We start from the raw sequence: 24,945 nt of genomic DNA, 5'->3' as shown, positions 1-24,945 counted from the left end.
ATATGAAATCAAAATCTTTAAAATTAAGTACCTTATGTTTAATGATGATGGGGGGATATCAAGGTGTAGCGGCAGAAACCCAAGCGCAGCTGCTGCCATTATTCAAGGCTGCAGAAATTCCGTCTTTATGTGATGCCAGTCTGGCCTCCATGCAAAAAGATATCCAGATATTTGAAAATAAGAAAATTAAAAATAAAGCCAAGGCAGGGCCTTATCTGGCTGAATGGGATGAATTGCATGCCAAAGCCCGTGATTTCGGTGCTGCAGTAGGGCTGTACAGTAATGTCGATCCGGATCCTGCATTGCGTCAGGCAGCCGATGACTGTGAACTTAAAATCAGCAAATACCAGACCACCCTGTATCAGAATCCTAAACTGTATGCCCAGTTCAAGAAACTGAAAGCCAGTGATCCGATTGATCAGAAACTTTTAGAAGATATTCTGGAGCAGTTTGAGAACACCGGGGTACAACTCAGTGCAGAAAAACAGAAACGACTGAAAGAAATTATTGAAGAAAGTACCAAACTGGGGCAGGATTTTTCCAAAAATGTGCGGGATAACCCTGAAAAAGTTGAATTTACTCCAGCTGAAATGAAAGGCCTACCAGAAAGTTATATCGCAAATTTAAAGAAAAATGAAAAGGGCAATTATCTGCTGGGCTTTGATTATCCGGAATACCAGCCTTTTATGGAGCTGGCAGAAAGTGATGAAGCACGCAAACGCTACCAAACCGCTTATACGCGTCGCGGGACTGAACAAAACCTGCAATTCATGAAAAAGGCCATTGATCTGCGTTATGAAATGGCACAACTTTTTGATAAGGAAAGCTATGCTCATTCTGCGCTTGAATTCCGCATGGCCAAAACTCCGGAAGCAGTGAACGGTTTTCTGGATGAGGTTTATGCCAAAGTTGCACCTCTAGAAAAGCAGGATGTAGAACAATTACGCCAGTTCAAGGCTGAAACTTTAAAAGTTCCACTAGAGAAAGCAGAAATTACCCGCTGGAATCAGGGCTACTGGAGTGAAAAACTGCGTCAGGCCAAATACAAGGTAGACCAGGAAAAATTACGGGACTATTTCCCGACAGAAGCATCGCAAAAATGGTTATTCGCTATTTCTTCGGAACTCTATGGCATTGAGTTCAAGCCGGTGAAAGTCAAGGCCTGGCATGATGAAGTGGAATATTATGCGGTACATGACAAGGCTACGGGCGAATTCCTGGGCGGATTATATGTTGATAAATACCCGCGTGAAGGCAAATATGGGCATGCAGCTGTCTGGGGAGCTTATGGCGGCAGTACCCTGAATCAGCGTCGTCCGGTATCGGTACTGGTGACCAATTTTAACCGTAAGGGCTTGAACAGCAATGAACTGGAAACCTTTGTGCATGAAATGGGTCATGCCTTGCACGGGATTCTTTCGAAGACCCGCTATACAGAACAGTCTGGTACCTCGGTAGAGCGTGACTTTGTAGAAGCACCATCACAGATGTATGAAGAGTGGGCACGCCGTCTGGAAACCTTGTCAAAAGTAGCAGATTACTGTGAGCCGGCATGTCCTCGGGTGGATGCTGCCATGACCGAGCGCTTAAAGAATGTGAAGAATTACGGCCGAGGCCTGCATTATGCCCGTCAGGCTTTATATGCCCAATATGATATGGCCTTGCATGGTAAAGATGCAAAAAACATTGAGCCTTTAAAACTCTGGCAGGATATGGAAGGTAAAACTGCCTTGGGTTATGTTAACGGTCAGCAGTTCCCGGGACAGTTCGGGCATCTGATGGGCGGCTATCAGGCAGGTTACTATAGCTATATGTGGTCTGAGGTCATTGCCCTGGATATGCTTTCCTCCTTTGGCGATCAGCTGATGGACAAGAAAGTCGGTGCGCATTATCGCAATACGGTCCTGGCTCAAGGTGGTCAAAAGCATGGCGAGCAAATGGTGAAAGACTTCTTGGGTCGTGATCCGGACAGCAAAGCTTTCTTTAATGAAATCTCTGGAAAAAATTAAGGAAGACAAGCGATGCTGGCATATATTATTCGACGGCTTTGGCAAATGATCCCGACCATGCTCGGGGTGATTTTGCTGATCTTCCTGCTGTTTAACTGGGTAGGCGGAGACCCTGCCTATATTCTGGCCGGTAAAATGGCCAATGCGGAACAGATTGAAAACATCCGTCAGCAACTGGGTGTGGATCAACCGTATTACGTACAACTCTGGATCTTTATCAAGCAGATTTTAACCTTTGATTATGGGGTGAGCTGGAGCACCGGGGAGTCGGTGGCACAGATTATCACCACCCGTTTGGGGCCCTCACTGACCATTTTGATTCCACTGACCATTCTGCAAACTATTATTTCTATCATTTTGGCTTTGGGGGTGGCTTCGGTTCGTGGTTCTTTGACTGATCGCATGATCATGATGCTGTGTACGATCGGTATGTCGATCAGTATTCTGGTTTACATCATCGTGTTCCAGTATTTCCTGGCTTATGAATTGAGCTGGTTTCCGGTACAGGGCTGGAGTGATAATTTCGCCAATAATCTTTTCAAATATGCCTTGTTACCTGTGCTGATTATGTTGGTGGTCAGTATTGCACCAACACTACGCCTGTATCGTAGTTTCGTACTGGATGAAGTTAATCAGGACTATGTACGTACTGCGCGTGCCAAAGGCTTGGGTGAAAACCGTATCATGGGCGTGCATGTCTTGCGCAATGCCTCGATTCCGATTATTACCGATGTCATGGCAGGACTTCCGGCACTGCTGATCGGTGCTTTCCTGATTGAACGTTTTTTTGGTATTCCTGGAATTGGCCGTGAAGTCATTATTGCGGTAGAACGTTCCGATTTTCCTGTGATTAAAGCCATTACGGTCTATGTTGCTGCTGCGACCATGATATTCAACCTGATTGCCGATCTGATCTATAAATGGGTCGATCCGCGTGTACAGTTGAAGTAGGTGAATTATGCTGAGTGCGATATTTAAAAAAGAACAAGCGGCTGAAGCAGTACCTGAATCGGCTTCAACAGGATTATGGCAACTGGCCATGCGCCGTTTGAAACGTGACCGGATTGCCATGTTTTCCCTGTATGTGGTGCTGTTTTATCTGCTGCTGCTGGTACTGTCAATGAGCGGCCTAATTGCCAAAGACTGGAATAAAGAAGTGGCGGTCAGCTATGCACCGCCGAGTTTTATCAGTGCAGCGCCAGTTCCGGCTGTATCTGATCCAGAGCAGGGCGCAGAATCTGTACCTCTACCAGTCAATCCAGTTGATCCTTTAAAAGATGTCATTGCTGAATTGAATGCTGAAATTGCTGCTGAGCAGGGTGCTGGTGCAGGCATCGATTATTATGGCGTGGTCGATCCGCTGGCAGAAGACATGAAGGCCATTAATCAGGAACTCGGTGGCCAGCTGATGGATGAAAGTGGGGAACTCAAGCAAAGTCTGGTCTTCGGTGCCGATAAATGGGGGCAGGATGTTTTACAGAAAACCATTAAGGGGGCTGAAACCTCGATTCTGGTTGGACTGATTGCAGCCTTTGTCGCTGTACTGATTGGGACTGCACTGGGTGCAATAGCAGGTTACTTTGGTGGTTGGGTCGATGATGTCCTAAACTGGTTCTATAATATCTTTACCTCGATTCCCTATCTGTTGCTGGTTTTGGCCATTGCCGCAGTGTTACAGCAGAAAGGTATTTTATCAATCATCCTGATTTTAGGTCTGACTGGCTGGACCGGGGTCTTCCGTTTGGTTCGTGCTGAATACATGAAGCATACGGCACGTGAATATGTGCTGGCTGCCAAGGCGATTGGCGTGAGTAATATGCGTCGTATGTTTGTCCATATTTTTCCCAATGTCAGCCATATTGCCCTGGTACAGATGTCTATTCTGGTGGTGGCATTTATCAAGTCTGAAGTCATTTTGAGCTTCCTTGGTTTCGGTGTGCCTATCGGGGTAGTGTCATGGGGCAGTATGCTAAATGAAGCGCAAAGCGAGCTGATTTTGGGTAAATGGTGGCAACTAGCGGCAGCCTCAATCGCCATGGCGGTATTGGTGACTGCTTTCTCGATGTTTACCGATGCACTCCGTGATGCATTAGATCCAAAACTGAAATAGGAGCGCAACGATGTCTGAAATCAATCCAAGCACAGTACCTGCGCTACTTCGCGTAGAAAATCTGCGAGTCAGTTTTAAAGGTGAAAATAAAGAATATATTGAGACCGTAAAAGGGGTTTCTTTCGAGATTCCGGCCAATACCACGGTTGCACTGGTAGGTGAATCGGGGAGTGGCAAATCGGTTACTTCTCTCGCTACTATGGGCCTGCTTCCGGCAGAAAGCGCACGTATTTCAGAAGATAGCCAGATCATCTTTGAAGGGAAAAACCTGCTCAAGCTTAAAACCCGTGAAATGCGCAAGATGTGCGGCAAAGACATTGCCATGATTTTTCAGGAGCCAATGTCTTCGCTAAATCCGGTATTTACGGTAGGCATGCAGATTGCAGAAATCTTGCAACTACATTTAGGCATGAATAAAAAACAGGCGCGGCAACGTACCCTGGAGCTCCTCAAAGAAGTGGGGATCCCTGCGCCAGAAACTAAAATTGATGCCTATCCGGGGCAGCTTTCCGGTGGACAGCAGCAACGGGTCATGATTGCCATGGCTATTGCCTGTGAACCGAAACTGTTGATTGCAGATGAACCGACCACCGCTCTGGATGTGACTATTCAAAAGCAGATTCTGGACTTGCTGGAATCGCTACGTCAGCGTCGTCAGATGTCGATGCTGTTTATTACCCATGATCTGGCATTGGTTGGTGAAATTGCCGATCAGGTTATTGTGATGCGCCATGGTGAAATCCGTGAACAGGGTCCGGTTCGGGAGGTGCTGGACCGGCCTCAGGACATGTATACCAAAGCCTTGTTGCACTGCCGCCCGCAACTCTCGCAACGTCCGTTACGTTTGCCGATGATCAGCGATTTTATGAAACAGGATGGTTCAACCTGGCTGGAAGATATTCGTCTGAATACTCAGCTTCCGCAACGTTCACGTGGACTAAAGGGCGGAGAGGAAATTATTCTGGATGTACGGGATCTGCAAAAATCTTTTTATAGTCGTAAAGGACTGTTTGGCAAAGATGAGTTTCAAGCAGTAAAAGGAGTTTCTTTTCAGCTGGCCAAAGGCAAGACCTTGGGGTTGGTCGGGGAGTCCGGTTCGGGTAAAACCACCATTGGCTTGTTGCTGATGCGTCTGCAAAAGGCTACGGGCGGTAAGGCACTGTTTCAGGGTCGGGACATTCTGGACATGTCGGAACAGGAATTTACCCAGTATCAACGTAAAATCCAGATCATTTTCCAGAATCCCTATGCTTCTCTGAATCCGCGCTTTACCGTAGGGCAAATCCTGATGGAACCGATGCAGATTCACAAGATTGGTCAGGATGATGCCGAACGCAAACAAATGGCTCTGGATTTGCTGGAACGGGTCAGCTTGCCTGCTCAGGCTTTTTATCGCTACCCGCATGAGTTTTCCGGTGGTCAGCGTCAGCGGATTGCAATCGCACGTTGCCTGACCTTAAAGCCTGAGATTTTGATCTGCGATGAATCGGTCTCGGCACTGGATGTCTCAGTACAGGCGCAGGTGCTGAATTTACTGCAAGATTTGCAGGATGAATTCGGACTCAGCTATATCTTTATTTCACATGATTTGTCGGTAGTGAAATATATTTCAGATCAGATCATGGTGCTGAATCATGGTGAATTGGTGGAAATCGCCAATTCAGATGAATTGTATCAATCTCCACAGCATGAATATACCAAGCGTTTACTCGGTGCCATTCCGCAAGGGATTCCACAAAGTGCCTGATGCATAAGGCATAAAAAAAGTCAGGCAATGTGCCTGACTTTTTTTATTTATCTTAATTAAAACTTTTTAAAGCCTTTGTTGATACCGTATGGACGACGCGGCGCATTTTCATCACGCTCTTCACGACGACCAAAGCCTTGATCCGGACGGTTTTCACGACGCACAAACTGAGTGCCATTCTGGTTTTCAGCTCTGTCACGACGACCATAAGCATTGTCATCACGACGCTCACGGCCAGTATTATTTTGTGGTTGCTCATCACTGTCACGACGTTGCTGACGCAAGAAACCGCCACGGCGTGCAGCCATCGGCTTGTCCTGCATACGTTCATTACGGCGTTTCGCCATACCAAACAAACCAGTACCTTGACGTGGTTTCAATTCCACAGCTTTGGTCAGGTTGTCGATATCGTTTTTATCCAGTTCAATCCAGCGGCCAGTACGCAGTTCGCGTGGCAGAATCACGGTGCCATAACGGGTACGCAGTAGACGGCTAACTTTCAGACCTTGTGATTCAAAGATACGACGGACTTCACGGTTACGACCTTCTTTCACCACGACCTGGAACCAACGGTTGATCCCGTCACCACCGAGTTCAGAGAAAGATTCGAATTTTGCCGGACCATCGTCAAGCACTACGCCTTTAAGCATGTTGTTGCGAATTTGTGGCGTTACTTCACCCATGACACGAACTGCATATTCACGTTCGATTTCATTCGATGGGTGCATCAAGCGATTCGCAAGTTCACCATCATTTGTGAATAAAAGCAGACCCGTCGAGTTAATATCCAGACGACCCACCATTACCCAGCGATCGCCCGGAATAGCAGGCAGCTGTTCAAATACAGTCGGACGGTTTTCAGGATCGCTACGTGAGCAGATCTCGCCTTCAGGCTTGTAGTAAATAATGACACGACGACGGATTTCGTCTTCAATCTGGAAGGCAACTTTACGACCATCGATGCGAAGCTCATCACCTGGTTCGATTCGTTCACCCACTTGGGCAATTTGCCCGTTGACACTTACACGACCCGCGGCAATGACTTCTTCCATATAACGGCGAGAACCCAAACCAACGCGTGCAAGCACCTTTTGCAACTTTTCACTCATGACAGCATAACCTTAGAAATAATTATCAACAGTTCACCTATTTATGACTTCGGTGCATTCGCATCGAGGGCCATAAAAGCTTCCTTGGCATCCTGCAGGGGAGGCAATTGGCCCAAACTATTCAGGCCAAACGCATTTAAAAATTGTGGCGTTGTCATTAACAACGCAGGTCTTCCAGGGAGTTCACGAAATCCGGACTCTTTAATCCAGTTCCAGTCAAACAGCGTACGCAGGTTTTGACTGTTATTCGTGACACCACGAATCTGTTCAATATCCGCTCGAGTCACTGGCTGGTGATAAGCAATCACCGCAAGTGTCTCTAGTAATGAAGGCGACAAGCGAGCCGGTCGCTCTGGCCAGGTCTGTGCAATAATATTACGATATTTTGCACGCACTTGAAAACGATAACCTTGTGCTGTTTCAATCAGTTCGATCGAACGGCCATGCATCAGCATGGAAAGTTGTTGTAAATACTGACGTAATTCCTGTTTGCTATAGCGATCCTGAAAAGCTTCTTTCAGACGCGCCAATGAAACCGCAGAGTCGCTGGCAAAAATAATGGCTTCAAGCTGCATCAATACTTCATGCAGATTATCTTCTGCAGATAACAGCGTATTTTGATCGAGTGTCATTGACTGGCTCCTTGAATCGCGAGCGGGGCTTCAATACCTGTAGCAATAATCTGAATTTTTTGTTGTCGGGTCAGTTCCAGCACCGCCATAAAGGTCACCACCATACCCATACGGCCTTGGCTCGGTTTTAACAAGTCCTTAAAGCTGAGCACTGCGCCAGTTTCAATACAACTTTCAATATAGGCAATCCGTTCTTCTAACAGTACCGGTTCCTGTTGTACCTGATGAATCACGGGTTCAGGACGGTTAAATATACAAAGCAGGGCATCACGCAATAAATCGCTTGAATAGCCTTCATTCGGCTGCTGGATTTCGCCCAAACTGACATTGGTGGTGAAAGTGTCTCGTTCCAGAATTGGCATCTGGCCCAGACGTTCTGCTGCCTGTTTAATTCTTAAATAATTTTCTAAACGGTCAATCAGTTCTTGTTTTGGATCCTGTTCAATCGCAGCCAGGCTTTTCGGTTTTGGTAATAGCAAACGTGATTTCAGATCTGCCAGTAAGGCTGCCATCACCATATAGTCGGCCGTCAGCTCGATGTTCAGAGATTTCATCGCATCCATATAAGACAAATACTGTGCTGCAATTGGCGCGATATCGACCTGTAACAGATCAAAACCGTTTTTTTGAATCAGGTAAATTAAAAAGTCGAGTGGGCCTTCAAAATGTTCTAATAAGATTTCAAATGCCGCTGGAGGAATGTACAGATCCTCTGGAATTGTATCCTGCCATTCATCCAGAACCCGAATGTGCGGAGCAGATTCCATAGTGTTATGGATAATTTGAGTCATTACAATTATAGGCCACGCGAATTTTCAAAGGCATGCAAAGGCTTGATTTTCGGTATCTGATCGAAAGAAAAGCACAGGATTAAGCGTTGTCATTGTACTGGAAAAGTAACTTTAAATAAATTAAATAAGCCGTCAAAGCCATAAAAACTTAAAAAAATAATGGAATTTATCTACGATTTAAAAATAGCAACGAGAAAAATGACAAAACATAGCTGGAAATGCTACGGTGATTTTTAGGTTAAATTGGTTCTCATAATTAAGCGTATCTGGTAGATGATGTGAGTTGATTCACTTAAAAAACTCGATCAATACAGTGATTCTCATTAAAGTAGGAAATAAGCTAGCTGGCAGATATTGAATGATTTTTAAACGGATTTCCCATTAAAAAACATGAAATTAATAAGTATTAATAAAATATTTCCCTATAATTTTTGGTCGAAAATTCCGCTATAATCTCGAAAAATAGTCAAGAATCACAAAAATCAATAAAAAGGTGAAGAAAGCATGCCACTTATTCTGGTTGTTATTGGGATGATCGCATTCGGGGGATTTTGGGCTTATCCCAAATATCAGATTATGCAGCTTGAAGATGAAGCACGCACAGGGCTGAAATCAGGTGGATTTTCAGCTTTTGCGGAACAGGCCCGACCTGTCATGCAGGCCATGAAAATGGATTTTAGTGTGCTGGACCAATATCCCAATATCCGTTTTTACATGCGGCATATGGCTTATGAGGGTGATCAGCTGGATGAACGGATTAAACTGGATATGCAAGCCATGTCTTGTGAGTCGATCAACTCCTTTAAAGTCATGGAACCCAAGGCACGTACAGCGATGCTGAATGTACTGGAAGAGGATCAGATTATTTTTCATGTGTATCTGAAAAATAAACTGGGTGAAGAGCTCATGCATCATGAACAGAAGCTATCGCAATGTCCAAATTTCATTGCGGTTCGTCATTATGAACGTAGTTCAGATTCCTAAACTGTCTTTGCCAGCCACTGCATATCTGCCGAATTGAAAAGAATAGAACTGCAACCTCTCACCATATGCTGTTTTAGATTTTCATGGTGAGGAATGGCTGTATTCCTTGGTCGCAAATTCAATGATACGTTGGCAAGTTTCTGCCAGGCATACATTTTGGTTGGAGTAGATCTGTAACAACTGTCTCACTAGAGCCAACGTCAGGAAAAATTGGTACTCAGTATGATCAATATTTATAGTGAGATGGGGAGAAGGATGTGCTTCGACCAGAACTGCCTTGGATTGCAGTGTCCAAGGCAGTTCTGCATAGATCAAATCCTGTGCAGAAAATTCATGCTGATTCAGTAGGAGATAAAATAAATCCATTCATTCTGACTCCCTCAATGTTTGTAGGAATTTCTCAAGCGTCATTTATTCAAAGGCGCTGACATCTCCCATACCACGACGAATCACTTCTGGATGATCACCTGATAAATCTACAATAGAGGTCGTGCTTAACGTGCCTAAACCACTATCTACAAACACATCAATGCGTTTGCCCAGTTGCATTTCAATATCATAAGGATCATCGAGTGGGTCAGTCTGACCCGGTAAAATCAGGGTAGAGGTCAACAACGGTTCACCGAGTTCTTTGAGCAGCATCTGACACACCGGATTATTTGGAATGCGCAGACCAATGGTTTTTTTCTTGGGATGCATCAACCGACGTGGCACTTCACTGGTCGCAGGTAAAATAAAGGTCGTGATGGCCGGTGTATTATTTTTCAGCAAACGGTACATGGCATTGTCCACTTTGGCATAAGTGGCAATATCGGATAAATCACAGCACAGAATCGCATATTGATGCTTTGGGCCCAAACCACGAATTTGCGCAATCCGCTCCATGGCACTCTTGTTCCCAATCTGGCAACCAATCGCATAGGCCGCATCAGTGGGATAGACCACCACATCACCCGCACGGATACGTTCCACTGCCTGACTGATTAAGCGGGGTTGCGGATTGTCTGGGTGTACGCGTAAATGCAGCATAGAGACTACTCCAAGCTTGGGCTGATGGCTTATTATGTGGCGCTCAGGCAAGATCTGGCAATCATAAAAAAGGTAGATTTGTGTAATTTAATCAAGCATTTCACGTATAAATTCATCAGATTGTAAACTTTTGCCACCTCTGATGCAGATACAGATACATTGGATAAAGCGTGCTGCATCACGTGGAAGTTTGGCTGTACCATTAAAATAAGCCTGTACTTGAGCGTAGACATTATCTTTAAAGCTGGCACCATCACCGCCGTCGCCAGCCAGGTTATCCAAAGAAACCCGGAATTTACGGCCAAAAGCCTGGGCAAACATCCATTCAATCGCCTGTGGCTTGATTTCGACCTGTTCAAATAAAGCCTGCTGTTCGCGGGTGCGGCCATCCGGTGCATACCAGTAACCCAGATCAGGCAACAGACGGCGTTTGTCTCCGGCAATGGTCCAGTGACTGATTTCATGCAAGGCACTATTAAAGAAACCATGCGCAAACTGGATCAGGGCAGGACGGTCTGCGCTGGCAGGGAAATATTCTGGTTCAAATTCGCCGCGCACTAAAGTGACATTTAAATGGGAAAACCAGTGATTAAAGTGTAAGATGAGCCAGTCCACTTGCTGCGCTTCTGACGATAAATTCGCCCATGGCGAGAGTTGCACTTGTTGTGTTGAACTGTCAGAATCAAGGCTTGGAATTGTGCTAACGAGTGATGAAACATTCACTTCTGTTTGCGGCTGCAACAGATGCATGACTTGAGTTACCCAAATGGTCTGTCGAAATAAGTACAAAATTGTATCTTAATCTTTGACAGAGTACTGATGAATTTGTAGAATTGCCGCCTTAATTATGTCAGCAAATACCTTTCCGGCACAGATTGAGCCGTTTAAATGGGCTGAACAGGGCTTTAAATGGTCAGGTCAACTGCCTTTATCCCGCTTTGTTCGTATCGCTCGTGAAGCTGTTGGATCAATTGATGATCAATTGATTAACATAGACTGTAAGCTATCAATGGATGCCTATCATCGTATTGCATGGCTAGATGGTCACGTTGAAACAAAAGTTCCTATGGAATGCCAGCGTTGTCTGGAAACTGTAGAAATTGAACTGGTTTCATCGTTCCATTTAGCACTTGTGGATGATGAGTCACTGATAGAGCGCTTGGATGAGGATGCTGATTTCATCGTCCTAGGTGAAAGTGAAGCAACGACCAAAGGTGATTATGATGCACCTGCGACCGCTGATTTGCTCGCGCTGATAGAAGATGAACTGTTATTGTTGATGCCGTTGTCGCCTAAACATGAGTTTTGTGAACATAAGCATCAACCTGCCGTAGAAGAAGTGGCTGAAGAAAAACGGGACAACCCGTTTGAAGTTTTGGCTGCTTTGAAGGGTAAACTTAACTAATTTTTGTGTTATACTCTTGTGTATAAGACAATCGAATTTGTTCTGATCCATTTTTTCGATCTTTGTAAGGAGCCATCATGGCCGTTCAGCAAAACCGTAAAAGTCGCTCTCGCCGTGACATGCGCCGTTCACATGACGCTTTAACCGAGAATGCATTAACTGTAGACCAAGCTACTGGCGAGACTCACCGTCGTCACCACGTATCTAAAGATGGTATCTACCGTGGTCGTCAATTATTCGCTAAAGCATCTGCTGAATAATTGGTGATGTATTAAGCGTCAAGCTTAGTAGAAAAAATGGGAGCATTTAGCTCCCTTTTTTTTGTTTTTGATTTTTAGGTGTATCGGTTTTTTGTTGTATTTGGCAATTACCGCCAGCAAAATTACATGCTAAATTGCGCTCCACAATGATTTAGGTGGTCTTATTGGTCAGTCTTCTTGTTAGGATTGAAGAAGCACACCTCTTGAATGAAAGGATTTTATTATGTCTGCTACACCACTCGAACAAGCAGCACCCGCAACAAAAACTGCATTTGTGTTTCCGGGTCAGGGTTCCCAAAAAGCCGGTATGCTGGCTGAGCTTGCAGAACAGTTTGCGAGTATTCGCGAGACATTTGCAGAAGCATCTGAAGCCGTCGGTTTTGATCTGTGGCAGATTGCGCAAAGTGGCGAAGGTCTGGATCAAACTGAATTTACCCAGCCGGTATTGCTGACTGCAAGTATTGCCTTATGGCGCGTGTGGTTGGAATCTGGCGGTGTAGCACCGAAATATCTTGCAGGCCATTCACTGGGTGAATACAGCGCACTGGTTGCATCAGGTGCTTTAAGCCTGGGTGATACTGCGAAGCTAGTGAACTTGCGTGGCAAATTGATGCAAACTGCTGTACCTCAGGGTGTGGGTGCGATGGCTGCCATTTTGGGTCTGGACGATGCCAAAGTGATTGAGCTGTGTGCACAAGCAACTGCAGCAGGCGAAGGTTCTGTCGAAGCGGCGAACTACAATGCGCAAGGGCAGGTTGTGGTTGCAGGCAATAAAGATCGCGTTGAAGCAGTGATGGCATTGGCCAAAGAAAACGGCGGAAAAGCCATTGCATTGCCAGTATCGGTTCCATCGCATTGTTCATTGATGAAACCTGCTGCTGAACAGTTTGCTCCGGCATTGGAACAAACCGCCATTGAGCTGCCACGTATTCCTGTATTACAAAATGTAGGCGCGCAAGCGGCAACCAATGTAGATGAATTGCGTCAGGCGTTGACCGCGCAACTTTATGAGTCAGTACAATGGACCAAAACCTTACAATACCTTCAAGATGAAGGCATTGAGTACATCGTAGAATGTGGTCCGGGTAATGTATTGACCAACTTGGCGAAACGCTTGCCGAATATTCAAAAAGCACTTCCACTGGACAGTCAATCCCGTCTGGAAGATGCATTAAACACCGTATTGGCGGCAGAAGGGAAAAGTGCATGACACAGGAACGTAAAGTTGCTCTGGTAACAGGTGCAAGTCGTGGTATTGGTGCTGCGATCGCACAACAGTTGATTCAAGACGGTTATTTTGTCATAGGTACTGCAACGTCTAAAGCAGGTGCGGAAAAATTATCTGCACAGTTTGCTGAAAATGGTGCTGGAAGAGTACTAGATGTACGTGACGGTGCAGCGATTGATGGGCTGGTAACGGACATCGAACAGAACTATGGTCCAGTCCTTGCGTTGGTCAATAATGCCGGTATTACCAAAGACAATTTGCTGCTGCGTATGTCTGAAGATGACTGGGATGATATTTTAAATATTCACCTGAAAGCAGTTTACCGTTTGTCTAAGCGCGTACTCAAAGGCATGACCAAGGCGCGTTTCGGTCGCATCATCAACATCAGTTCTGTGGTGGCACACTTTGCCAACCCGGGTCAGGCCAACTATTCTGCTGCCAAAGCAGGTATTGAAGCATTTAGCCGTAGCCTTGCCAAAGAAATGGGTAGCCGTCAGATTACGGTAAACTCGGTAGCACCAGGTTTTATTGCGACTGAAATGACTGAACAGTTAAGCGAAGAAATTCGTAAAAAAATGACTGAGCAAGTGGCATTAAACCGTTTAGGTGATCCACAGGATATCGCAAATGCCGTAAGTTTCTTGGCTTCAGATAAAGCCAGTTACATTACTGGTACAGTTATGCATGTAAATGGGGGCTTATACATGAGCTAAGCTCAAGTATAAACTTTCCAAATTTTTTAGATTCAATTAAACTAACGGCATTAAAAACGCCACAAGCAATGAGGAGAATTCCTGTGAGCGATATCGAACAACGTGTTAAGCAAGCAGTTGCAGAACAACTTGGTATCAAAATCGAAGAGATTAAAAACGAAGCATCTTTCATGGATGACTTAGGTGCAGATTCTCTAGATCTAGTTGAACTTGTTATGTCTTTCGAAAATGATTTCGACATCACGATTCCTGATGAAGATTCTAACGAAATCACAACTGTTCAATCTGCAATTGACTACGTTTCTAAGAAACTAGGTTAATCGCCGATTTCAGCTTTGCTGAACATAAAGACCACCCTAGAGGTGGTTTTTTTGTGTCTGCTTTTCACATGAATGGAGGTTTTACAATTCATTACCTTTCTGTCACCAATGACTAACTATCTCTCTAGAGTTTTCATTATAAAAATAAGAGTGATGTGACATTAACAACAAGAATGGAGTCCGCTATGGGTCTTTTTGATTTTGTAAAAGGTATTGGTAAGAAGAATACAGCTGCTGCAGAACCACAGGCTGCACCTACAACGACAACGCCGACTGCAACACAACCTGCAGAGCCTTCTGCTCAGGAAGTGGCAAATAAACTACTCGGCCATGTGAAAAGTCTGGGCCTTCCGATCACTGGCTTATCCATCAGTTATAACTCCGCTTCTGATCTGGCGACGATCAGAGGTCAGGTACAAAGTCAGGCCGATCGTGAAAAGATCGTCCTGGCCGTGGGTAATATTGATCATGTGGCCAAAGTGGATGATCAGCTTACGGTAAGCAGTCCTGAGCCGGAAAGTAAGTTCTACACGGTGAAATCGGGTGACAGTTTGTCAAAAATCTCAAAAGAATTTTATGGTGATGTCAATCAGTATAATAAGATTTTTGAAGCCAACCGTCCGTTGCTCAAAGATGCAGATGATATTTTTCCGGGACAGGTGCTCCGCATTCCTGCTTGATTTTTAATAAGTCCAATTAATATTCGATCACAAAGCCCCGTTTGGGGCTTTGTTGTTTTTTTTGCCAGTAGCTTTAAAAAGCCATCACTACTAAATACCCAAGTCCAGATATAAACTTTCTTTGACTTCTTCCATCACCACATAACTGTGCGAGGAGGCGGAAGCGGGCAGTTTTTTCAGTAAATCCCCCAGTAAACGCCGATAAGCACTCATTTCTTTTAAACGCGCTTTGACCAGATAATTAAAATCACCGGAAATTAAATGGCATTCCAGGACTTCTGGAATCTCAGTCAGATTACGAGCCACCTGATCAAAGACATCACCTGATTTGGCTGAGAGTTTAATTTCCAGAAAAACCAGCAGGTTGCGCTCCAGCATTTCCGGATTTAAACGGGCGTAATAGCCCATGATGATGCCTTCACGCTCTAGCCGTTTTACCCGCTCTGAACAGGGTGTGGTCGATAGATTGACGCGTGCTGCAAGTTCGCTAATGGCAATCCGGCCATCGCGTTGCAGGATATCCAGAATCATGCGGTCAATGCGGTCTAATTTGCGCATCAATATTTCCCTCTTTTTTTTAATTCTGCCCGAAAAAATATTTATTTCACTGAATATACAGTCTGAATATAGTGAATTTAACTATTAAAGCAAAAATATACTAGTGAAATAAACTGAAAAGATGTTTGAGGGTTAAGGTAATGCGCGTATTGGTTTTAGGTAGTGGTGTGATTGGTGTGGCAAGCGCTTACTATCTGGCGCAGCAGGGAGCAACCGTGACTGTGTTGGATCGTCAGGTAGGTCCGGCGCAAGAAACCAGCTTCGGTAATGCCGGGCAGATTTCTCCAGGATATTCGACCCCTTGGGCTGCACCAGGTATTCCATTTAAGGCAGTCAAATGGATGTTTCAGCATCATGCACCGTTGGCGATCAATGTCGATGGCAGCTTGTGGCAATTGCAGTGGATGGCACAAATGCTGAAAAACTGTAATGCCCAGCATTATGCAGTCAATAAAGAACGGATGGTGCGTGTGGCTGAATACAGCCGTGACTGTTTACGTAATTTGCGCCGTGATATTGGCATCTCTTATGAAAACCGCGCGAAAGGTACTTTGCAGATTTTCCGTAAAGATGCGCAGCTGGATGCAGTTCAGCGCGATATCGAAGTTCTGAAGGAAACTGGAGTTGAGTTTGAACTGCTGGATCGCGATGGACTGGCGCGTGTAGAACCGGCATTGGCACAGGCAAAAGACAAACTGGTGGGTGGTCTTCATTTACCCAATGATGAAACAGGTGACTGCTATCTGTTTACCAATGCCCTGGCAGAACATGCCAAAGGGATGGGTGTAGAGTTTAAGTTTAATCAAAACGTTGAAAAGCTGATTGTAGAAGGTGACCAGATCAAAGGTGTTCTGGTGAATGGTCAGGTGCTCACGGCAGATAAATATGTGCTGGCCTTTGGTAGTTATTCACGTGATTTCCTCAAACCGCTTGAACTGAATTTACCGGTCTATCCGGTGAAAGGTTATTCACTGACCATTCCGATTTTAGATCCGGCCTATGCACCACAATCTACAGTACTGGATGAAACCTATAAAATTGCGATTACCCGTTTCGACCAGCGCATCCGCGTAGGGGGAATGGCTGAACTGAGCGGTTTTAATCTGGGATTAAATGAAGACCGTCGCGGCACGCTGGAAATGGTGACCCGTGATTTATTCCCGGGGGGTGACATGAATCAGGCCAGCTTCTGGACAGGCCTGCGTCCAATGACCCCGGACAGTACGCCAATTATTGGGAAAACCCGTTTTAAAAACCTGTTCCTGAATACTGGACATGGCACGCTGGGCTGGACCATGGCCTGCGGTTCAGGAAAATTAATCAGCGATCTGGTCTTGGCCCGTGATCCTGAAATCAGCACCGAAGGTCTGTCATTGGCGCGCTATCACCAGGCGGCTTAAGACCATCTGAGGCGGAATATTCAAGGAGGAATGTATGCCACGTCCCATTACTGCGATCATTCATCAGCAGGCGCTTGCGCATAATTTAAGTGTGGCGCGCCAATGTATGCCCAATAGTCAGGTATTTGCCGTGGTCAAGGCTAATGCCTATGGGCACGGGATTGAACGGGTCTATGCTGCACTTCAAGGTGCAGACGGTTTTGCTTTTCTGGATATTGAAGAGGGCACGCGCCTACGTGCGCTGGGATGCAAGAAGCCGCTGCTGTTGCTCGAAGGTATTTTCGCTCTCGCGGATTTATTTGAATGTGCGAAGCATGAAATGAGCTTTGCCATTCATTCCCGACATCAAGTGCAATGGCTGAAACAGTTTGCCGAAATAGCGCCGGATGCACAGTTTGATGTGTATTTGAAAATGAACAGCGGCATGAACCGTCTGGGTTTCGAGCCGCAGCAATATGCAGAGATCTGGCAGGAGCTGCAACAGCTGAACACTGTCCGTTCCATTACCCATATGACCCATTTCTCCGATGCGGATGGCCAGCGTTTTGGCGTGGACGGGATTCAGTATCAAAACCTGATTTTTAGCCAGTCCATTCAGGGGCTTGAAGGTAAAATCTCGCTCAGTAATAGCGCAGCCATTCTGCGGCATCATCAAACCCTTCATTCAGACATTGTACGTAGCGGCATCATGCTGTATGGCAGTTCACCAGATTATCCAACACACACGATTCAAGACTGGAATCTGCAACCGAGCATGAGCTTGCGCAGTGAAATTATTGCCATTCAAACGATCCAGACAGGTCAGAGTGTTGGCTATGGTTCCAAATTTATTGCCATGCAGGAAATGCGGGTCGGGATTGTGGCCTGTGGTTATGCCGATGGTTATCAACGACTATCGGAGACCGGTACACCCTTGCTGGTAGATTCAATCAAAACGCACACATTGGGTCGAATCAGTATGGATATGCTGGCGGTAGATCTGACTGCACTGCCGCACGCAGATATAGGTAGTGAAGTGGTACTTTGGGGCCAATCTTCCCAAGGTGTGGTTTTGCCGATTGATGAAGTGGCGGCCAGTTCAGGCACCATCGGCTATGAGCTGATGTGTGCGGTGACCGCTCGGGTTCATTTCCAGATTGACGCTTAAATTTTTAATTTAAATTTTATTTAAATATCCCAAACAAGGAATATCAGCATGACACAGGCAAATACAGCCATTCAGCGACTCAACAGCAATCAAATTATGAGTGCGGTGACGATTCATCAGCAAACCGTGTATCTATCGGGTCAGGTGCCGAATAGCACGGATCTGGATGTACGCGGACAAACACTGGAAGTCTTTGCAAAAATTGAGGAATTGCTCGCATTGGCAAATACCGATAAAAGCCAGCTGCTTTCTGCACAATTATTTGTCAAGCATCTAGATGATTTTGCTACCGTAAACCAGCTTTGGGTGGAATGGTTACGAGGTCATGGTACGCCGGCACGTGCTACGATTCAGGCAGATTTGGTCAATCCGGACTGGCTGATTGAAATTGCAGTCATTGCAGCTCAAGCTTAATTGAATTTTTGATATTGAAATCTCCCATGCAATGATTTAAGTCGTTTTAGTGCAGTAAATCTCACTGAACAGCGCAGTAAAAAGTATGAAAATGTCATATAAGCGTTCGAGGACTGAACGTTGTAAATTCAGCTTGATGCTGTTGTAAAGATTAAAAAGGATGTAAAAATGAAAACCACCCCGGGCACAGAAGACGTAAAATCGTCGCCGCATGAGTTGCAACGAAAACTCTCTAACCGACATTTGCAGTTAATCGCCATTGGTGGCTGTATCGGTACTGGCCTGTTTATGGGATCGGGAAAAACCATCTCCCTGGCAGGCCCTTCAATTTTGATCATTTATATGATCATTGGTGGCATGTTCTTCTTCCTGATGCGTGCGTTGGGTGAAATGCTGTTGTCCAATCTGCATTACAAATCTTTTATTGATATGGCCCATGACCTGATCGGGCCGGGTGCTGGCTATTATATTGGCTGGTCGTACTGGCTGGGTTGGGTGCTGGTAGGGATTGCCGATCTCGCGGCGATTATTAACTATCTGAGTTTCTGGTTGCCCGAAGGCATGGCCTTTACCCCGATGGGGCAGGCGATGATTAGTGTGGGTTGTGTGCTGTTTATTCTCGCGATTAACTTGGTCACGGTAAAACTGTTTGGTGAGATTGAATTCTGGTTCGCACTAATCAAGATTTTAGCCATTCTTGGTTTGATCTTTGTCGGTGGTTATATGGTGTTTAGCGGTTTTCAGGCACCGAGTGGCGCCGTCGCCAGCTTTAGTAATGTCTGGGCGCATGGTGGCTTATTTCCCAAAGGCTTTACTGGTTTTCTGGCAGGCTTCCAGATTGCCATGTTTGCCTTTGTCGGGGTGGAACTGCTCGGTACGATGGCGGCAGAAACCAAAGATCCGGAAAAGAATTTACCCAAAGCGGTCAACGCCATTCCTACGCGGATCATTCTGTTCTATGTATTGTCATTGCTGATGATCATGTCAGTTACACCATGGCATTTGATTCCTGCGGATCAAAGTCCATTTGTGAGTTTGTTCCTGTATGCCGGTATTCCAACTTCAGCCATTATCATGAACCTGGTGGTATTGTCGTCAGTAATGTCCTCTATGAACAGTGGGGTATTCTCGACCAGTCGTATGTTGTTTGGTTTGGCACGTGATGGACAGGCGCCTCAAGCTTTAGCGCGGTTATCTAGTCGGGCAGTACCAGCCACAGGGTTATTTTTCTCCTGTGCTTTTATTATGTTGGGGGCAGCATTTCAGTATTTTGTACCAAACACCATGGAAGCTTTTACTCTGGCAAGTTCGCTGTGTGTGATCCTGTTTATTAGTATCTGGAGCATCATCATGGTGTGCTATATCCGTTACCGTAAGCAGCAACCGCAAAAGCATGCCGCCTCGACCTTTAAAATGCCGGGTGGGGTATGGATGTCTTATGTGGTATTGGCATTCCTGTTATTCGCCTTGATTATTTTAAGCCTGGAACCTGACACTCTAAAAGCTCTGATGATCAGTCCTTTATGGTTGATTATTCTGGCGGTGACCTATCGACTGCTGTATAAGCCACGTATGCGTCAGCGTGGTAATCATTAAATATTCAGACATAAAAAATCCCCGACTGATCGGGGATTTTTTTTGATTGCGTGGGTGAATTAGAAAGTAGGTTTAACCACGACTAAAATCACCACTGCAAATAAGATCAAGGTTGGCATCTCATTAAAATAACGCCAAAACTTGTGTGACTTGTAGTGTGCATTACCAATCAGCTTCTTGCGGTAATAACCACACACCAGATGGTAAATCACCAATAAGCCGACCAGGCCGACTTTAAGGTAAAACCATAAGGCTTCATGGTAATGACGCGTTGCATCACCCCAATCCACCAGAAAGTGTGCCGTAATCAAGGTGGCCAACATGGCTGGCCACATGATGCCACGGTACAACTTGCGTTCCATGACTTCAAAGCGTTGATGACTGATGGCATCTTCGCTCATGGCATGATAAACATATAAACGTGGCAAGTAGAACAAAGCCGCGAACCAGCAAACTACTGCAATAATATGTAATGCTTTTACCCACAAGAAAGCATCAGAAGGAGCATCCATCAAGTCACCCTAAATTGGGCAGCTTAGCCTTCCCACTTTTTGAAAATGAGACAAGCATTTACGCCGCCGAAACCGAAACTGTTACTCATCACAGTATTCAATTTTGCGTCACGTTTTTCAAGCACGATATCAAACGGTTTCGCGCCTTCATCCAGCTCGGTCACGTTGATGTTTGGCGCAATAAAGTCATTTTGCATCATCAGAACCGAATAAATCGCTTCCTGAACACCAGCAGCACCCAGACTGTGACCCGTCATTGATTTGGTTGAGCTTAATGGAGGAACCTGGCCTTCACCGAAAGCACGTTCCATTGCTTTAAGTTCTGTGATGTCACCCGCTGGAGTAGAAGTACCATGTGTGTTTACATAGTCAATTTTATCGACACCGTGTTGCTTTGCTTCTTCTAAAGCCATCAGTACGCAACGTGTTGCACCTTCACCAGATGGTGCAACCATATCAGCACCATCTGAGTTAGCTGCATAGCCTACGACCTCGGCAAGAATGTTAGCACCACGCGCTTGCGCATGTTCCAAAGACTCAAGGATCACAAAACCGCCACCACCGGCAATCACGAAACCGTCACGGTCTGCAGAATAAGGGCGTGATGCTGTTTCAGGGCTGTCATTGTATTTAGAGCAAAGTGCGCCCATCGCATCAAACAACAAGCTTTGTGACCAGTGATCTTCTTCACCGCCACCCGCCAGCATTAAATCTTGTTTGCCGAGTTGAATCAGGTTGTAGGCATAACCAATCGCATCCGCAGAGGTTGCACATGCGCTGGTAATGGTATGCGCCACGCCTTGTAATTTGAATGCAACGCCAACGTTTGCTGTAATGGTGTTGGTCATATTACGTGGTACAAAGAAAGGACCGACTTTACGCGCACCTTTGGTTTGCAATAATTCGTTCATTTCAATAACAGAAGCAGTTGAACCGCCACCTGAACCACCCGCGATACCATAGCGTGGGTTGCCAGCTAGATCTTCAACCTTTAAACCTGCATGTTCAACTGCAGCAAGAGCTGAGTTGTACGCATACATTGCACATACACCCATAAAGCGTTTCAGTTTGCGGTCGATCCCGTCGAAATCCTGCTCGGCTGCAGCACTGACATGACTTTTGAAATTGAGTTCAGCATAAGTCGGATTAAAACGTGTTCCTGAAATCCCGTTTTGTAAAGAATGGTTTACATCCTCTAATGTATTACCAATACATGAGTTAATACCCATGCCAGTGATGACAACACGTTTCATCTACAGATCCTTATAGTTTGCTCTATGCTCAGCGGCAGATATCTGGGTTTTAAAATCGCCCAATCCAGCGCTTAGCCTTATTTCATGATGGGGAACATGATAGCAGAAAGACTTTTGAAATCTTATGGCAAATGTTATGCCGTGTGACAGTCGGTTGAGTTTGTGAGTCGGCGTGTAGGGGTTTTACTAAATGAAACAGAATAAAGTTGAGATAAACGCTGACTACACCTAGTATTTATACCAAATACAAGCACATGAATGCTGAGGTAAAAAATGGTAAATGCTAATAATAAACAATCTAATGGTCTGATTTCGAATGCCTTTGGAGTGGCGAAAAAGTTCAGCTCAACTGGATTGGATTTATTGAATCATGTTGCACCGGATTCGGTAACTAAAGCGTTGAAGCCTTCTAGTTCCGATCAGGTGATTGACGGTTCGGCGAAGACGAAAAGCGCTTTTTCAGCTAAAAAATATGATAATCCTCAGCAAATGCTTCGCGAGCATCTTCCAAATGTCTCTCGTCAACTTCTCGGGCGCCGCTTTAATACCGTGAATAATGTCGCGCATTTTGTTTCTCCAGACTTAACCGAAAAAGTGTCTAACTACTTTTATGACCGTCTGAATCAATTCAGTAATCAAACCAGTTCGGTGGATGCCATTCTGAATGAAGCTGGAGCGAAAGATTTAGAAGAATTGACTCAGGACGTCGACCGATCCAAGCGAATTTCACAGGCTTTAGGTGAACAAAACAAATGGATTGCGACGGTTCAGGGTGCAGTGAGTGGTGCTTCAGGGATGCTTGGCACCGCGATTGATATTCCCGCTTCTTTACTGATGGCGTTGCGTACCATTTATCAAGTCGGTCGCTCTTATGGTTTTGACCTGAGCAAAGAAGATGATCAGGAAATCGTCCAGCATATCTTTAGACAGATCGACCTGAGCCTGATTGCAGAAAAGCAAACCTTGTTATTGGGTTTAAAAGCGTTAAGTAATACCCTTAAAACTCATGATATCTCCCAGCTACAAGCCATGCTAGGTTCTGATAATGATGTCAGCGCTATCAAACAATGGCTAAGTCGTCATGAGGGAGAGGCTAAATGGGAATGGATGAATCATCTGCCAAAAATTTCGATTCTGGAGCGATTAACCAAACTAACGCCTCTGGCAAGTGCAGGTATTGGTGCAGTATATAGCCACCGTTTTGTCGAGGATGTAAATCAGAAAGCTCAAGAAGCATTCTCACATGCACGCCAATACCTGATTCAGCATCAGGATTCGCAATTGTCTCCTTATGCTGCCTATGAAAAAGCAGTCAGTTTGTTACAACAGGCAACTCCGAAACTCCTAAATGGTGCCTCTCACGACGTTGAGCCTGCGAAAGATAAGCCGATCATGGATAAAGATATTGCGATTGAAGGCAATAACACGATTACCCAAGTCAAGCTGGTTAAAAAAGAGCAGAATGATCTAAGCTCTGAAGAAGCAGAAGTGAAGAAAGATGAAAAGGTGAGTGAAGGGCTGGAGGCGCTTAACGATGAGTTGGTTGAACCTGCGGTAGATAAGCAGTCGCAACAACCCGCTTTAACCAAAACTTCATTTGATCCGGAAATCGAAGCTGAACTGCATCCAGAAGCTGCTGACGAGGCAGAGGCTGCTACGGAAACTTCACAGCAGGGTGCAGAGGATCAAGAAAATTCGGAAACTGAATCTGAAGCTCAAGACGTTACCAAAAAAGTCAGTAAAAATTCAAAAAAATAAGCGAATTTTGAAGGTAAATAAAAGCAGGCAAATGTCGTGAGAAACGGTATTTGCTTGGCTTGAGTAGGTTGACCAATTTTGCATCTTGAATTACAATTGCATGCCCTCAAAAAGTAGTAGTTTTTTGGGGCTTTTTATTAACGGGAGAATTGCCAAATGGCAACAACAAATCAGTTGATCCGCAAGGGTCGTACGACTTTAGTTGAAAAATCTAAAGTTCCTGCGTTGAAGGCTTGTCCACAGCGCCGTGGTGTTTGTACACGTGTTTACACAACTACACCTAAAAAACCTAACTCAGCAATGCGTAAAGTTTGCCGTGTTCGCTTAACTTCAGGTTTCGAAGTTTCTAGCTACATCGGTGGTGAAGGCCATAACCTACAAGAGCACAGTGTTGTGCTTATCCGTGGTGGTCGTGTTAAAGACTTACCAGGTGTACGTTACCATACCGTTCGTGGTTCTTTAGACTGTGCTGGTGTTAAAGATCGTAACCAGTCTCGTTCTAAATACGGTACTAAACGTCCTAAGAAATAATTCGTTAAGAATTAAATTTTAAGAAGGTAGAACCGCAATCCTTTATCGTCTCGCTTGTCTGATTTCTGCATTAATTTTGTGAAAATTCCAAGCGACGTATAGTAAGGCCAGCGAGTAGTACATGACACTTTGTACTCATGCTGGATAAACCTGAAGTGTCATCTTTATAGGTAGTTTAAAATGCCAAGACGTCGCGTAGTCGCTGCTCGTGAAATCCTTCCGGATCCTAAGTTCAGCAGCCAAACAATCGCTAAATTCATGAACCACGTAATGCAAGATGGTAAAAAATCTATTGCTGAAAGTATCGTTTACGGTGCTTTAGACCGCGTTCAAGAAAAATCTAAAGTAGACCCAGTTGAATTTTTCGAGACTACTCTTGAAAAAGTTCGTCCTATGGTCGAAGTAAAAGCACGCCGTGTTGGTGGTGCTACATACCAAGTTCCTATGGAAGTACGCCCATCCCGTCGTACTGCTCTAGCGATGCGTTGGTTAGTAGATGCTGCTGCTAAGCGTTCTGAAAAAACTATGGCTTTACGTCTTGCTGGCGAGTTGCTTGATGCATCTGAAGGCAAAGGCGCTGCGGTTAAGAAACGTGAAGATGTGCACCGTATGGCTGAAGCCAACAAAGCATTCTCTCACTACCGTTTCTAAGCAGATAAAACAGGCCCTATTCAGGAGGGTGATAAGACCGTCATGGTTTTGTCACCAAAGCGCTTTAAGTTGCTATGCAGCTTAAAGCGTCCTGTTTTAAACAACAAA

General features: G+C 45.2%; 27 protein-coding genes. 18 read left to right on the top strand and 9 right to left on the bottom strand.

Features of this window, described 5'->3' with window-relative positions; translation table 11 throughout:
- Positions 1 to 2 precede the first annotated feature (2 nt).
- Genes ACO1B7_RS03805 through ACO1B7_RS03790 form a run of 4 tightly spaced genes read left to right on the top strand, consistent with a single transcriptional unit; the run spans position 3 to position 5,866 of the window.
- Positions 3 to 2,009: a M3 family metallopeptidase gene (locus tag ACO1B7_RS03805; protein ID WP_168386733.1), complete on the top strand. Its 2,007-nt coding sequence runs from the start codon at positions 3 to 5 to the stop codon at positions 2,007 to 2,009.
- A gap of 12 nt (positions 2,010 to 2,021) precedes the next feature.
- Entirely contained in the window at positions 2,022 to 2,960 is a 939-nt protein-coding gene (locus ACO1B7_RS03800; protein ID WP_423089824.1) for an ABC transporter permease, read from the top strand.
- A 7-nt stretch (positions 2,961 to 2,967) separates the two neighbouring features.
- Positions 2,968 to 4,119 carry an ABC transporter permease gene (locus ACO1B7_RS03795; RefSeq protein ID WP_168386735.1) on the top strand — a complete coding sequence of 384 codons (1,152 nt, stop codon included), beginning with the start codon at positions 2,968 to 2,970 and terminating at the stop codon, positions 4,117 to 4,119.
- 10 nt (positions 4,120 to 4,129) lie between these two features.
- Positions 4,130 to 5,866, top strand: a complete 1,737-nt coding sequence (locus ACO1B7_RS03790) for an ABC transporter ATP-binding protein (protein WP_262442609.1) — start codon at positions 4,130 to 4,132, stop codon at positions 5,864 to 5,866.
- A gap of 56 nt (positions 5,867 to 5,922) precedes the next feature.
- On the opposite strand, the gene rluB is transcribed toward ACO1B7_RS03790, so the two are convergent.
- Genes rluB through ACO1B7_RS03775 form a run of 3 tightly spaced genes read right to left on the bottom strand, consistent with a single transcriptional unit; the run spans position 5,923 to position 8,398 of the window.
- Positions 5,923 to 6,975: a 23S rRNA pseudouridine(2605) synthase RluB gene (gene rluB / locus ACO1B7_RS03785; protein ID WP_004646093.1), complete on the bottom strand. Its 1,053-nt coding sequence runs from the start codon at positions 6,973 to 6,975 to the stop codon at positions 5,923 to 5,925.
- 41 nt (positions 6,976 to 7,016) lie between these two features.
- Positions 7,017 to 7,607 carry an SMC-Scp complex subunit ScpB gene (scpB, locus tag ACO1B7_RS03780; protein WP_005104832.1) on the bottom strand — a complete coding sequence of 197 codons (591 nt, stop codon included), beginning with the start codon at positions 7,605 to 7,607 and terminating at the stop codon, positions 7,017 to 7,019.
- The gene (locus ACO1B7_RS03775) at positions 7,604 to 8,398 is read right to left on the bottom strand and encodes a segregation and condensation protein A (RefSeq protein WP_216078146.1); all 795 of its coding nucleotides are present in this window, start codon (positions 8,396 to 8,398) and stop codon (positions 7,604 to 7,606) included. Before ACO1B7_RS03775 ends, scpB begins: the two co-directional genes overlap by 4 nt.
- A gap of 504 nt (positions 8,399 to 8,902) precedes the next feature.
- On the opposite strand from ACO1B7_RS03775, the gene ACO1B7_RS03770 reads away from it, so the two are divergent.
- Positions 8,903 to 9,382, top strand: a complete 480-nt coding sequence (locus tag ACO1B7_RS03770) for a hypothetical protein (RefSeq protein ID WP_071851463.1) — start codon at positions 8,903 to 8,905, stop codon at positions 9,380 to 9,382.
- 81 nt (positions 9,383 to 9,463) lie between these two features.
- On the opposite strand, the gene ACO1B7_RS03765 is transcribed toward ACO1B7_RS03770, so the two are convergent.
- From ACO1B7_RS03765 to ACO1B7_RS03755, 3 genes are all read right to left on the bottom strand, one after another.
- Complete coding sequence (locus ACO1B7_RS03765; protein ID WP_168386737.1) at positions 9,464 to 9,748, bottom strand: hypothetical protein; 285 nt, start codon at positions 9,746 to 9,748, stop codon at positions 9,464 to 9,466.
- Between the two features lie 45 nt (positions 9,749 to 9,793).
- A complete protein-coding gene (locus ACO1B7_RS03760; RefSeq protein WP_004646095.1) occupies positions 9,794 to 10,411 on the bottom strand; it encodes an L-threonylcarbamoyladenylate synthase in 618 nt (205 codons plus the stop codon).
- Between the two features lie 87 nt (positions 10,412 to 10,498).
- Positions 10,499 to 11,161 (bottom strand): elongation factor P hydroxylase, encoded by a 663-nt coding sequence (locus ACO1B7_RS03755; RefSeq protein ID WP_168387083.1) that lies wholly within the window; start codon positions 11,159 to 11,161, stop codon positions 10,499 to 10,501.
- 97 nt (positions 11,162 to 11,258) lie between these two features.
- Here ACO1B7_RS03755 and ACO1B7_RS03750 point away from each other — a divergent pair, with 97 nt between their 5' ends.
- From ACO1B7_RS03750 to lysM, 6 genes are all read left to right on the top strand, one after another.
- The gene (locus tag ACO1B7_RS03750) at positions 11,259 to 11,816 is read left to right on the top strand and encodes a YceD family protein (protein WP_004279226.1); all 558 of its coding nucleotides are present in this window, start codon (positions 11,259 to 11,261) and stop codon (positions 11,814 to 11,816) included.
- A 77-nt stretch (positions 11,817 to 11,893) separates the two neighbouring features.
- Entirely contained in the window at positions 11,894 to 12,076 is a 183-nt protein-coding gene (gene rpmF / locus ACO1B7_RS03745) for a 50S ribosomal protein L32 (protein ID WP_004279227.1), read from the top strand.
- 223 nt (positions 12,077 to 12,299) lie between these two features.
- Positions 12,300 to 13,286, top strand: a complete 987-nt coding sequence (gene fabD, locus ACO1B7_RS03740) for an ACP S-malonyltransferase (protein WP_168386738.1) — start codon at positions 12,300 to 12,302, stop codon at positions 13,284 to 13,286.
- Entirely contained in the window at positions 13,283 to 14,017 is a 735-nt protein-coding gene (gene fabG, locus ACO1B7_RS03735; protein WP_168386739.1) for a 3-oxoacyl-ACP reductase FabG, read from the top strand. Before fabD ends, fabG begins: the two co-directional genes overlap by 4 nt.
- Positions 14,018 to 14,100: 83 nt before the next feature.
- A complete protein-coding gene (gene acpP, locus ACO1B7_RS03730; protein WP_004646101.1) occupies positions 14,101 to 14,337 on the top strand; it encodes an acyl carrier protein in 237 nt (78 codons plus the stop codon).
- A gap of 185 nt (positions 14,338 to 14,522) precedes the next feature.
- On the top strand, positions 14,523 to 15,017 hold the full coding sequence (gene lysM, locus ACO1B7_RS03725) for a peptidoglycan-binding protein LysM (protein ID WP_168386740.1): 495 nt from the start codon (positions 14,523 to 14,525) through the stop codon (positions 15,015 to 15,017).
- Positions 15,018 to 15,107: 90 nt separating this feature from the next.
- Here lysM and ACO1B7_RS03720 read toward each other — a convergent pair whose 3' ends face one another.
- Complete coding sequence (locus tag ACO1B7_RS03720) at positions 15,108 to 15,575, bottom strand: Lrp/AsnC ligand binding domain-containing protein (RefSeq protein WP_423089823.1); 468 nt, start codon at positions 15,573 to 15,575, stop codon at positions 15,108 to 15,110.
- A 140-nt stretch (positions 15,576 to 15,715) separates the two neighbouring features.
- On the opposite strand from ACO1B7_RS03720, the gene ACO1B7_RS03715 reads away from it, so the two are divergent.
- The 4 genes from ACO1B7_RS03715 (at position 15,716) to ACO1B7_RS03700 (ending at position 20,132) form a co-directional block, all read left to right on the top strand.
- Positions 15,716 to 16,975, top strand: a complete 1,260-nt coding sequence (locus tag ACO1B7_RS03715; protein ID WP_168386741.1) for a D-amino acid dehydrogenase — start codon at positions 15,716 to 15,718, stop codon at positions 16,973 to 16,975.
- A gap of 34 nt (positions 16,976 to 17,009) precedes the next feature.
- Positions 17,010 to 18,122: an alanine racemase gene (gene alr, locus ACO1B7_RS03710; RefSeq protein ID WP_168386742.1), complete on the top strand. Its 1,113-nt coding sequence runs from the start codon at positions 17,010 to 17,012 to the stop codon at positions 18,120 to 18,122.
- 48 nt (positions 18,123 to 18,170) lie between these two features.
- Positions 18,171 to 18,536 (top strand): RidA family protein, encoded by a 366-nt coding sequence (locus ACO1B7_RS03705; RefSeq protein ID WP_114541406.1) that lies wholly within the window; start codon positions 18,171 to 18,173, stop codon positions 18,534 to 18,536.
- 168 nt (positions 18,537 to 18,704) lie between these two features.
- Positions 18,705 to 20,132, top strand: a complete 1,428-nt coding sequence (locus ACO1B7_RS03700) for an amino acid permease (protein ID WP_168386743.1) — start codon at positions 18,705 to 18,707, stop codon at positions 20,130 to 20,132.
- A 59-nt stretch (positions 20,133 to 20,191) separates the two neighbouring features.
- On the opposite strand, the gene ACO1B7_RS03695 is transcribed toward ACO1B7_RS03700, so the two are convergent.
- Together ACO1B7_RS03695 and ACO1B7_RS03690 are read right to left on the bottom strand one after the other, a co-directional pair.
- Positions 20,192 to 20,644: a CopD family protein gene (locus tag ACO1B7_RS03695; RefSeq protein ID WP_004730607.1), complete on the bottom strand. Its 453-nt coding sequence runs from the start codon at positions 20,642 to 20,644 to the stop codon at positions 20,192 to 20,194.
- A gap of 23 nt (positions 20,645 to 20,667) precedes the next feature.
- Positions 20,668 to 21,897 (bottom strand): beta-ketoacyl synthase N-terminal-like domain-containing protein, encoded by a 1,230-nt coding sequence (locus ACO1B7_RS03690; RefSeq protein ID WP_004730606.1) that lies wholly within the window; start codon positions 21,895 to 21,897, stop codon positions 20,668 to 20,670.
- Positions 21,898 to 22,170: 273 nt separating this feature from the next.
- Here ACO1B7_RS03690 and ACO1B7_RS03685 point away from each other — a divergent pair, with 273 nt between their 5' ends.
- The 3 genes from ACO1B7_RS03685 (at position 22,171) to rpsG (ending at position 24,837) form a co-directional block, all read left to right on the top strand.
- The gene (locus tag ACO1B7_RS03685) at positions 22,171 to 23,655 is read left to right on the top strand and encodes an EcsC family protein (protein WP_168386744.1); all 1,485 of its coding nucleotides are present in this window, start codon (positions 22,171 to 22,173) and stop codon (positions 23,653 to 23,655) included.
- A 156-nt stretch (positions 23,656 to 23,811) separates the two neighbouring features.
- On the top strand, positions 23,812 to 24,186 hold the full coding sequence (rpsL, locus tag ACO1B7_RS03680; protein ID WP_002050319.1) for a 30S ribosomal protein S12: 375 nt from the start codon (positions 23,812 to 23,814) through the stop codon (positions 24,184 to 24,186).
- 180 nt (positions 24,187 to 24,366) lie between these two features.
- On the top strand, positions 24,367 to 24,837 hold the full coding sequence (rpsG, locus tag ACO1B7_RS03675; RefSeq protein WP_004279240.1) for a 30S ribosomal protein S7: 471 nt from the start codon (positions 24,367 to 24,369) through the stop codon (positions 24,835 to 24,837).
- Positions 24,838 to 24,945: the final 108 nt, after the last annotated feature.

The sequence above is a fragment of the Acinetobacter lwoffii genome, from assembly GCF_049367455.1.
Lineage (GTDB): Bacteria > Pseudomonadota > Gammaproteobacteria > Pseudomonadales > Moraxellaceae > Acinetobacter > Acinetobacter lwoffii_W.
The sequence above is the reverse complement of the archived record's forward strand: the minus strand, read 5'-3'. Positions and strand labels throughout refer to the sequence as shown.

Bases quoted from the DNA above. Each gene is read 5' to 3' on its own strand.
- ACO1B7_RS03765 (WP_168386737.1), bottom strand. From the start codon at position 9,748: ATGGATTTATTTTATCTCCTACTGAATCAGCATGAATTTTCTGCACAG.
- ACO1B7_RS03760 (WP_004646095.1), bottom strand. From the start codon at position 10,411: ATGCTGCATTTACGCGTACACCCAGACAATCCGCAACCCCGCTTAATC.
- ACO1B7_RS03720 (WP_423089823.1), bottom strand. From the start codon at position 15,575: ATGCGCAAATTAGACCGCATTGACCGCATGATTCTGGATATCCTGCAA.
- ACO1B7_RS03790 (WP_262442609.1), top strand. From the start codon at position 4,130: ATGTCTGAAATCAATCCAAGCACAGTACCTGCGCTACTTCGCGTAGAA.
- ACO1B7_RS03715 (WP_168386741.1), top strand. From the start codon at position 15,716: ATGCGCGTATTGGTTTTAGGTAGTGGTGTGATTGGTGTGGCAAGCGCT.
- rpsG (WP_004279240.1), top strand. From the start codon at position 24,367: ATGCCAAGACGTCGCGTAGTCGCTGCTCGTGAAATCCTTCCGGATCCT.
- ACO1B7_RS03770 (WP_071851463.1), top strand. From the start codon at position 8,903: ATGCCACTTATTCTGGTTGTTATTGGGATGATCGCATTCGGGGGATTT.
- ACO1B7_RS03695 (WP_004730607.1), bottom strand. From the start codon at position 20,644: ATGGATGCTCCTTCTGATGCTTTCTTGTGGGTAAAAGCATTACATATT.
- ACO1B7_RS03800 (WP_423089824.1), top strand. From the start codon at position 2,022: ATGCTGGCATATATTATTCGACGGCTTTGGCAAATGATCCCGACCATG.
- ACO1B7_RS03795 (WP_168386735.1), top strand. From the start codon at position 2,968: ATGCTGAGTGCGATATTTAAAAAAGAACAAGCGGCTGAAGCAGTACCT.
- lysM (WP_168386740.1), top strand. From the start codon at position 14,523: ATGGGTCTTTTTGATTTTGTAAAAGGTATTGGTAAGAAGAATACAGCT.
- rpsL (WP_002050319.1), top strand. From the start codon at position 23,812: ATGGCAACAACAAATCAGTTGATCCGCAAGGGTCGTACGACTTTAGTT.
- fabD (WP_168386738.1), top strand. From the start codon at position 12,300: ATGTCTGCTACACCACTCGAACAAGCAGCACCCGCAACAAAAACTGCA.
- alr (WP_168386742.1), top strand. From the start codon at position 17,010: ATGCCACGTCCCATTACTGCGATCATTCATCAGCAGGCGCTTGCGCAT.
- fabG (WP_168386739.1), top strand. From the start codon at position 13,283: ATGACACAGGAACGTAAAGTTGCTCTGGTAACAGGTGCAAGTCGTGGT.
- ACO1B7_RS03685 (WP_168386744.1), top strand. From the start codon at position 22,171: ATGGTAAATGCTAATAATAAACAATCTAATGGTCTGATTTCGAATGCC.
- ACO1B7_RS03700 (WP_168386743.1), top strand. From the start codon at position 18,705: ATGAAAACCACCCCGGGCACAGAAGACGTAAAATCGTCGCCGCATGAG.
- ACO1B7_RS03705 (WP_114541406.1), top strand. From the start codon at position 18,171: ATGACACAGGCAAATACAGCCATTCAGCGACTCAACAGCAATCAAATT.
- ACO1B7_RS03755 (WP_168387083.1), bottom strand. From the start codon at position 11,161: ATGCATCTGTTGCAGCCGCAAACAGAAGTGAATGTTTCATCACTCGTT.
- ACO1B7_RS03805 (WP_168386733.1), top strand. From the start codon at position 3: ATGAAATCAAAATCTTTAAAATTAAGTACCTTATGTTTAATGATGATG.
- rpmF (WP_004279227.1), top strand. From the start codon at position 11,894: ATGGCCGTTCAGCAAAACCGTAAAAGTCGCTCTCGCCGTGACATGCGC.
- rluB (WP_004646093.1), bottom strand. From the start codon at position 6,975: ATGAGTGAAAAGTTGCAAAAGGTGCTTGCACGCGTTGGTTTGGGTTCT.
- ACO1B7_RS03690 (WP_004730606.1), bottom strand. From the start codon at position 21,897: ATGAAACGTGTTGTCATCACTGGCATGGGTATTAACTCATGTATTGGT.
- ACO1B7_RS03750 (WP_004279226.1), top strand. From the start codon at position 11,259: ATGTCAGCAAATACCTTTCCGGCACAGATTGAGCCGTTTAAATGGGCT.
- scpB (WP_005104832.1), bottom strand. From the start codon at position 7,607: ATGACACTCGATCAAAATACGCTGTTATCTGCAGAAGATAATCTGCAT.
- ACO1B7_RS03775 (WP_216078146.1), bottom strand. From the start codon at position 8,398: ATGACTCAAATTATCCATAACACTATGGAATCTGCTCCGCACATTCGG.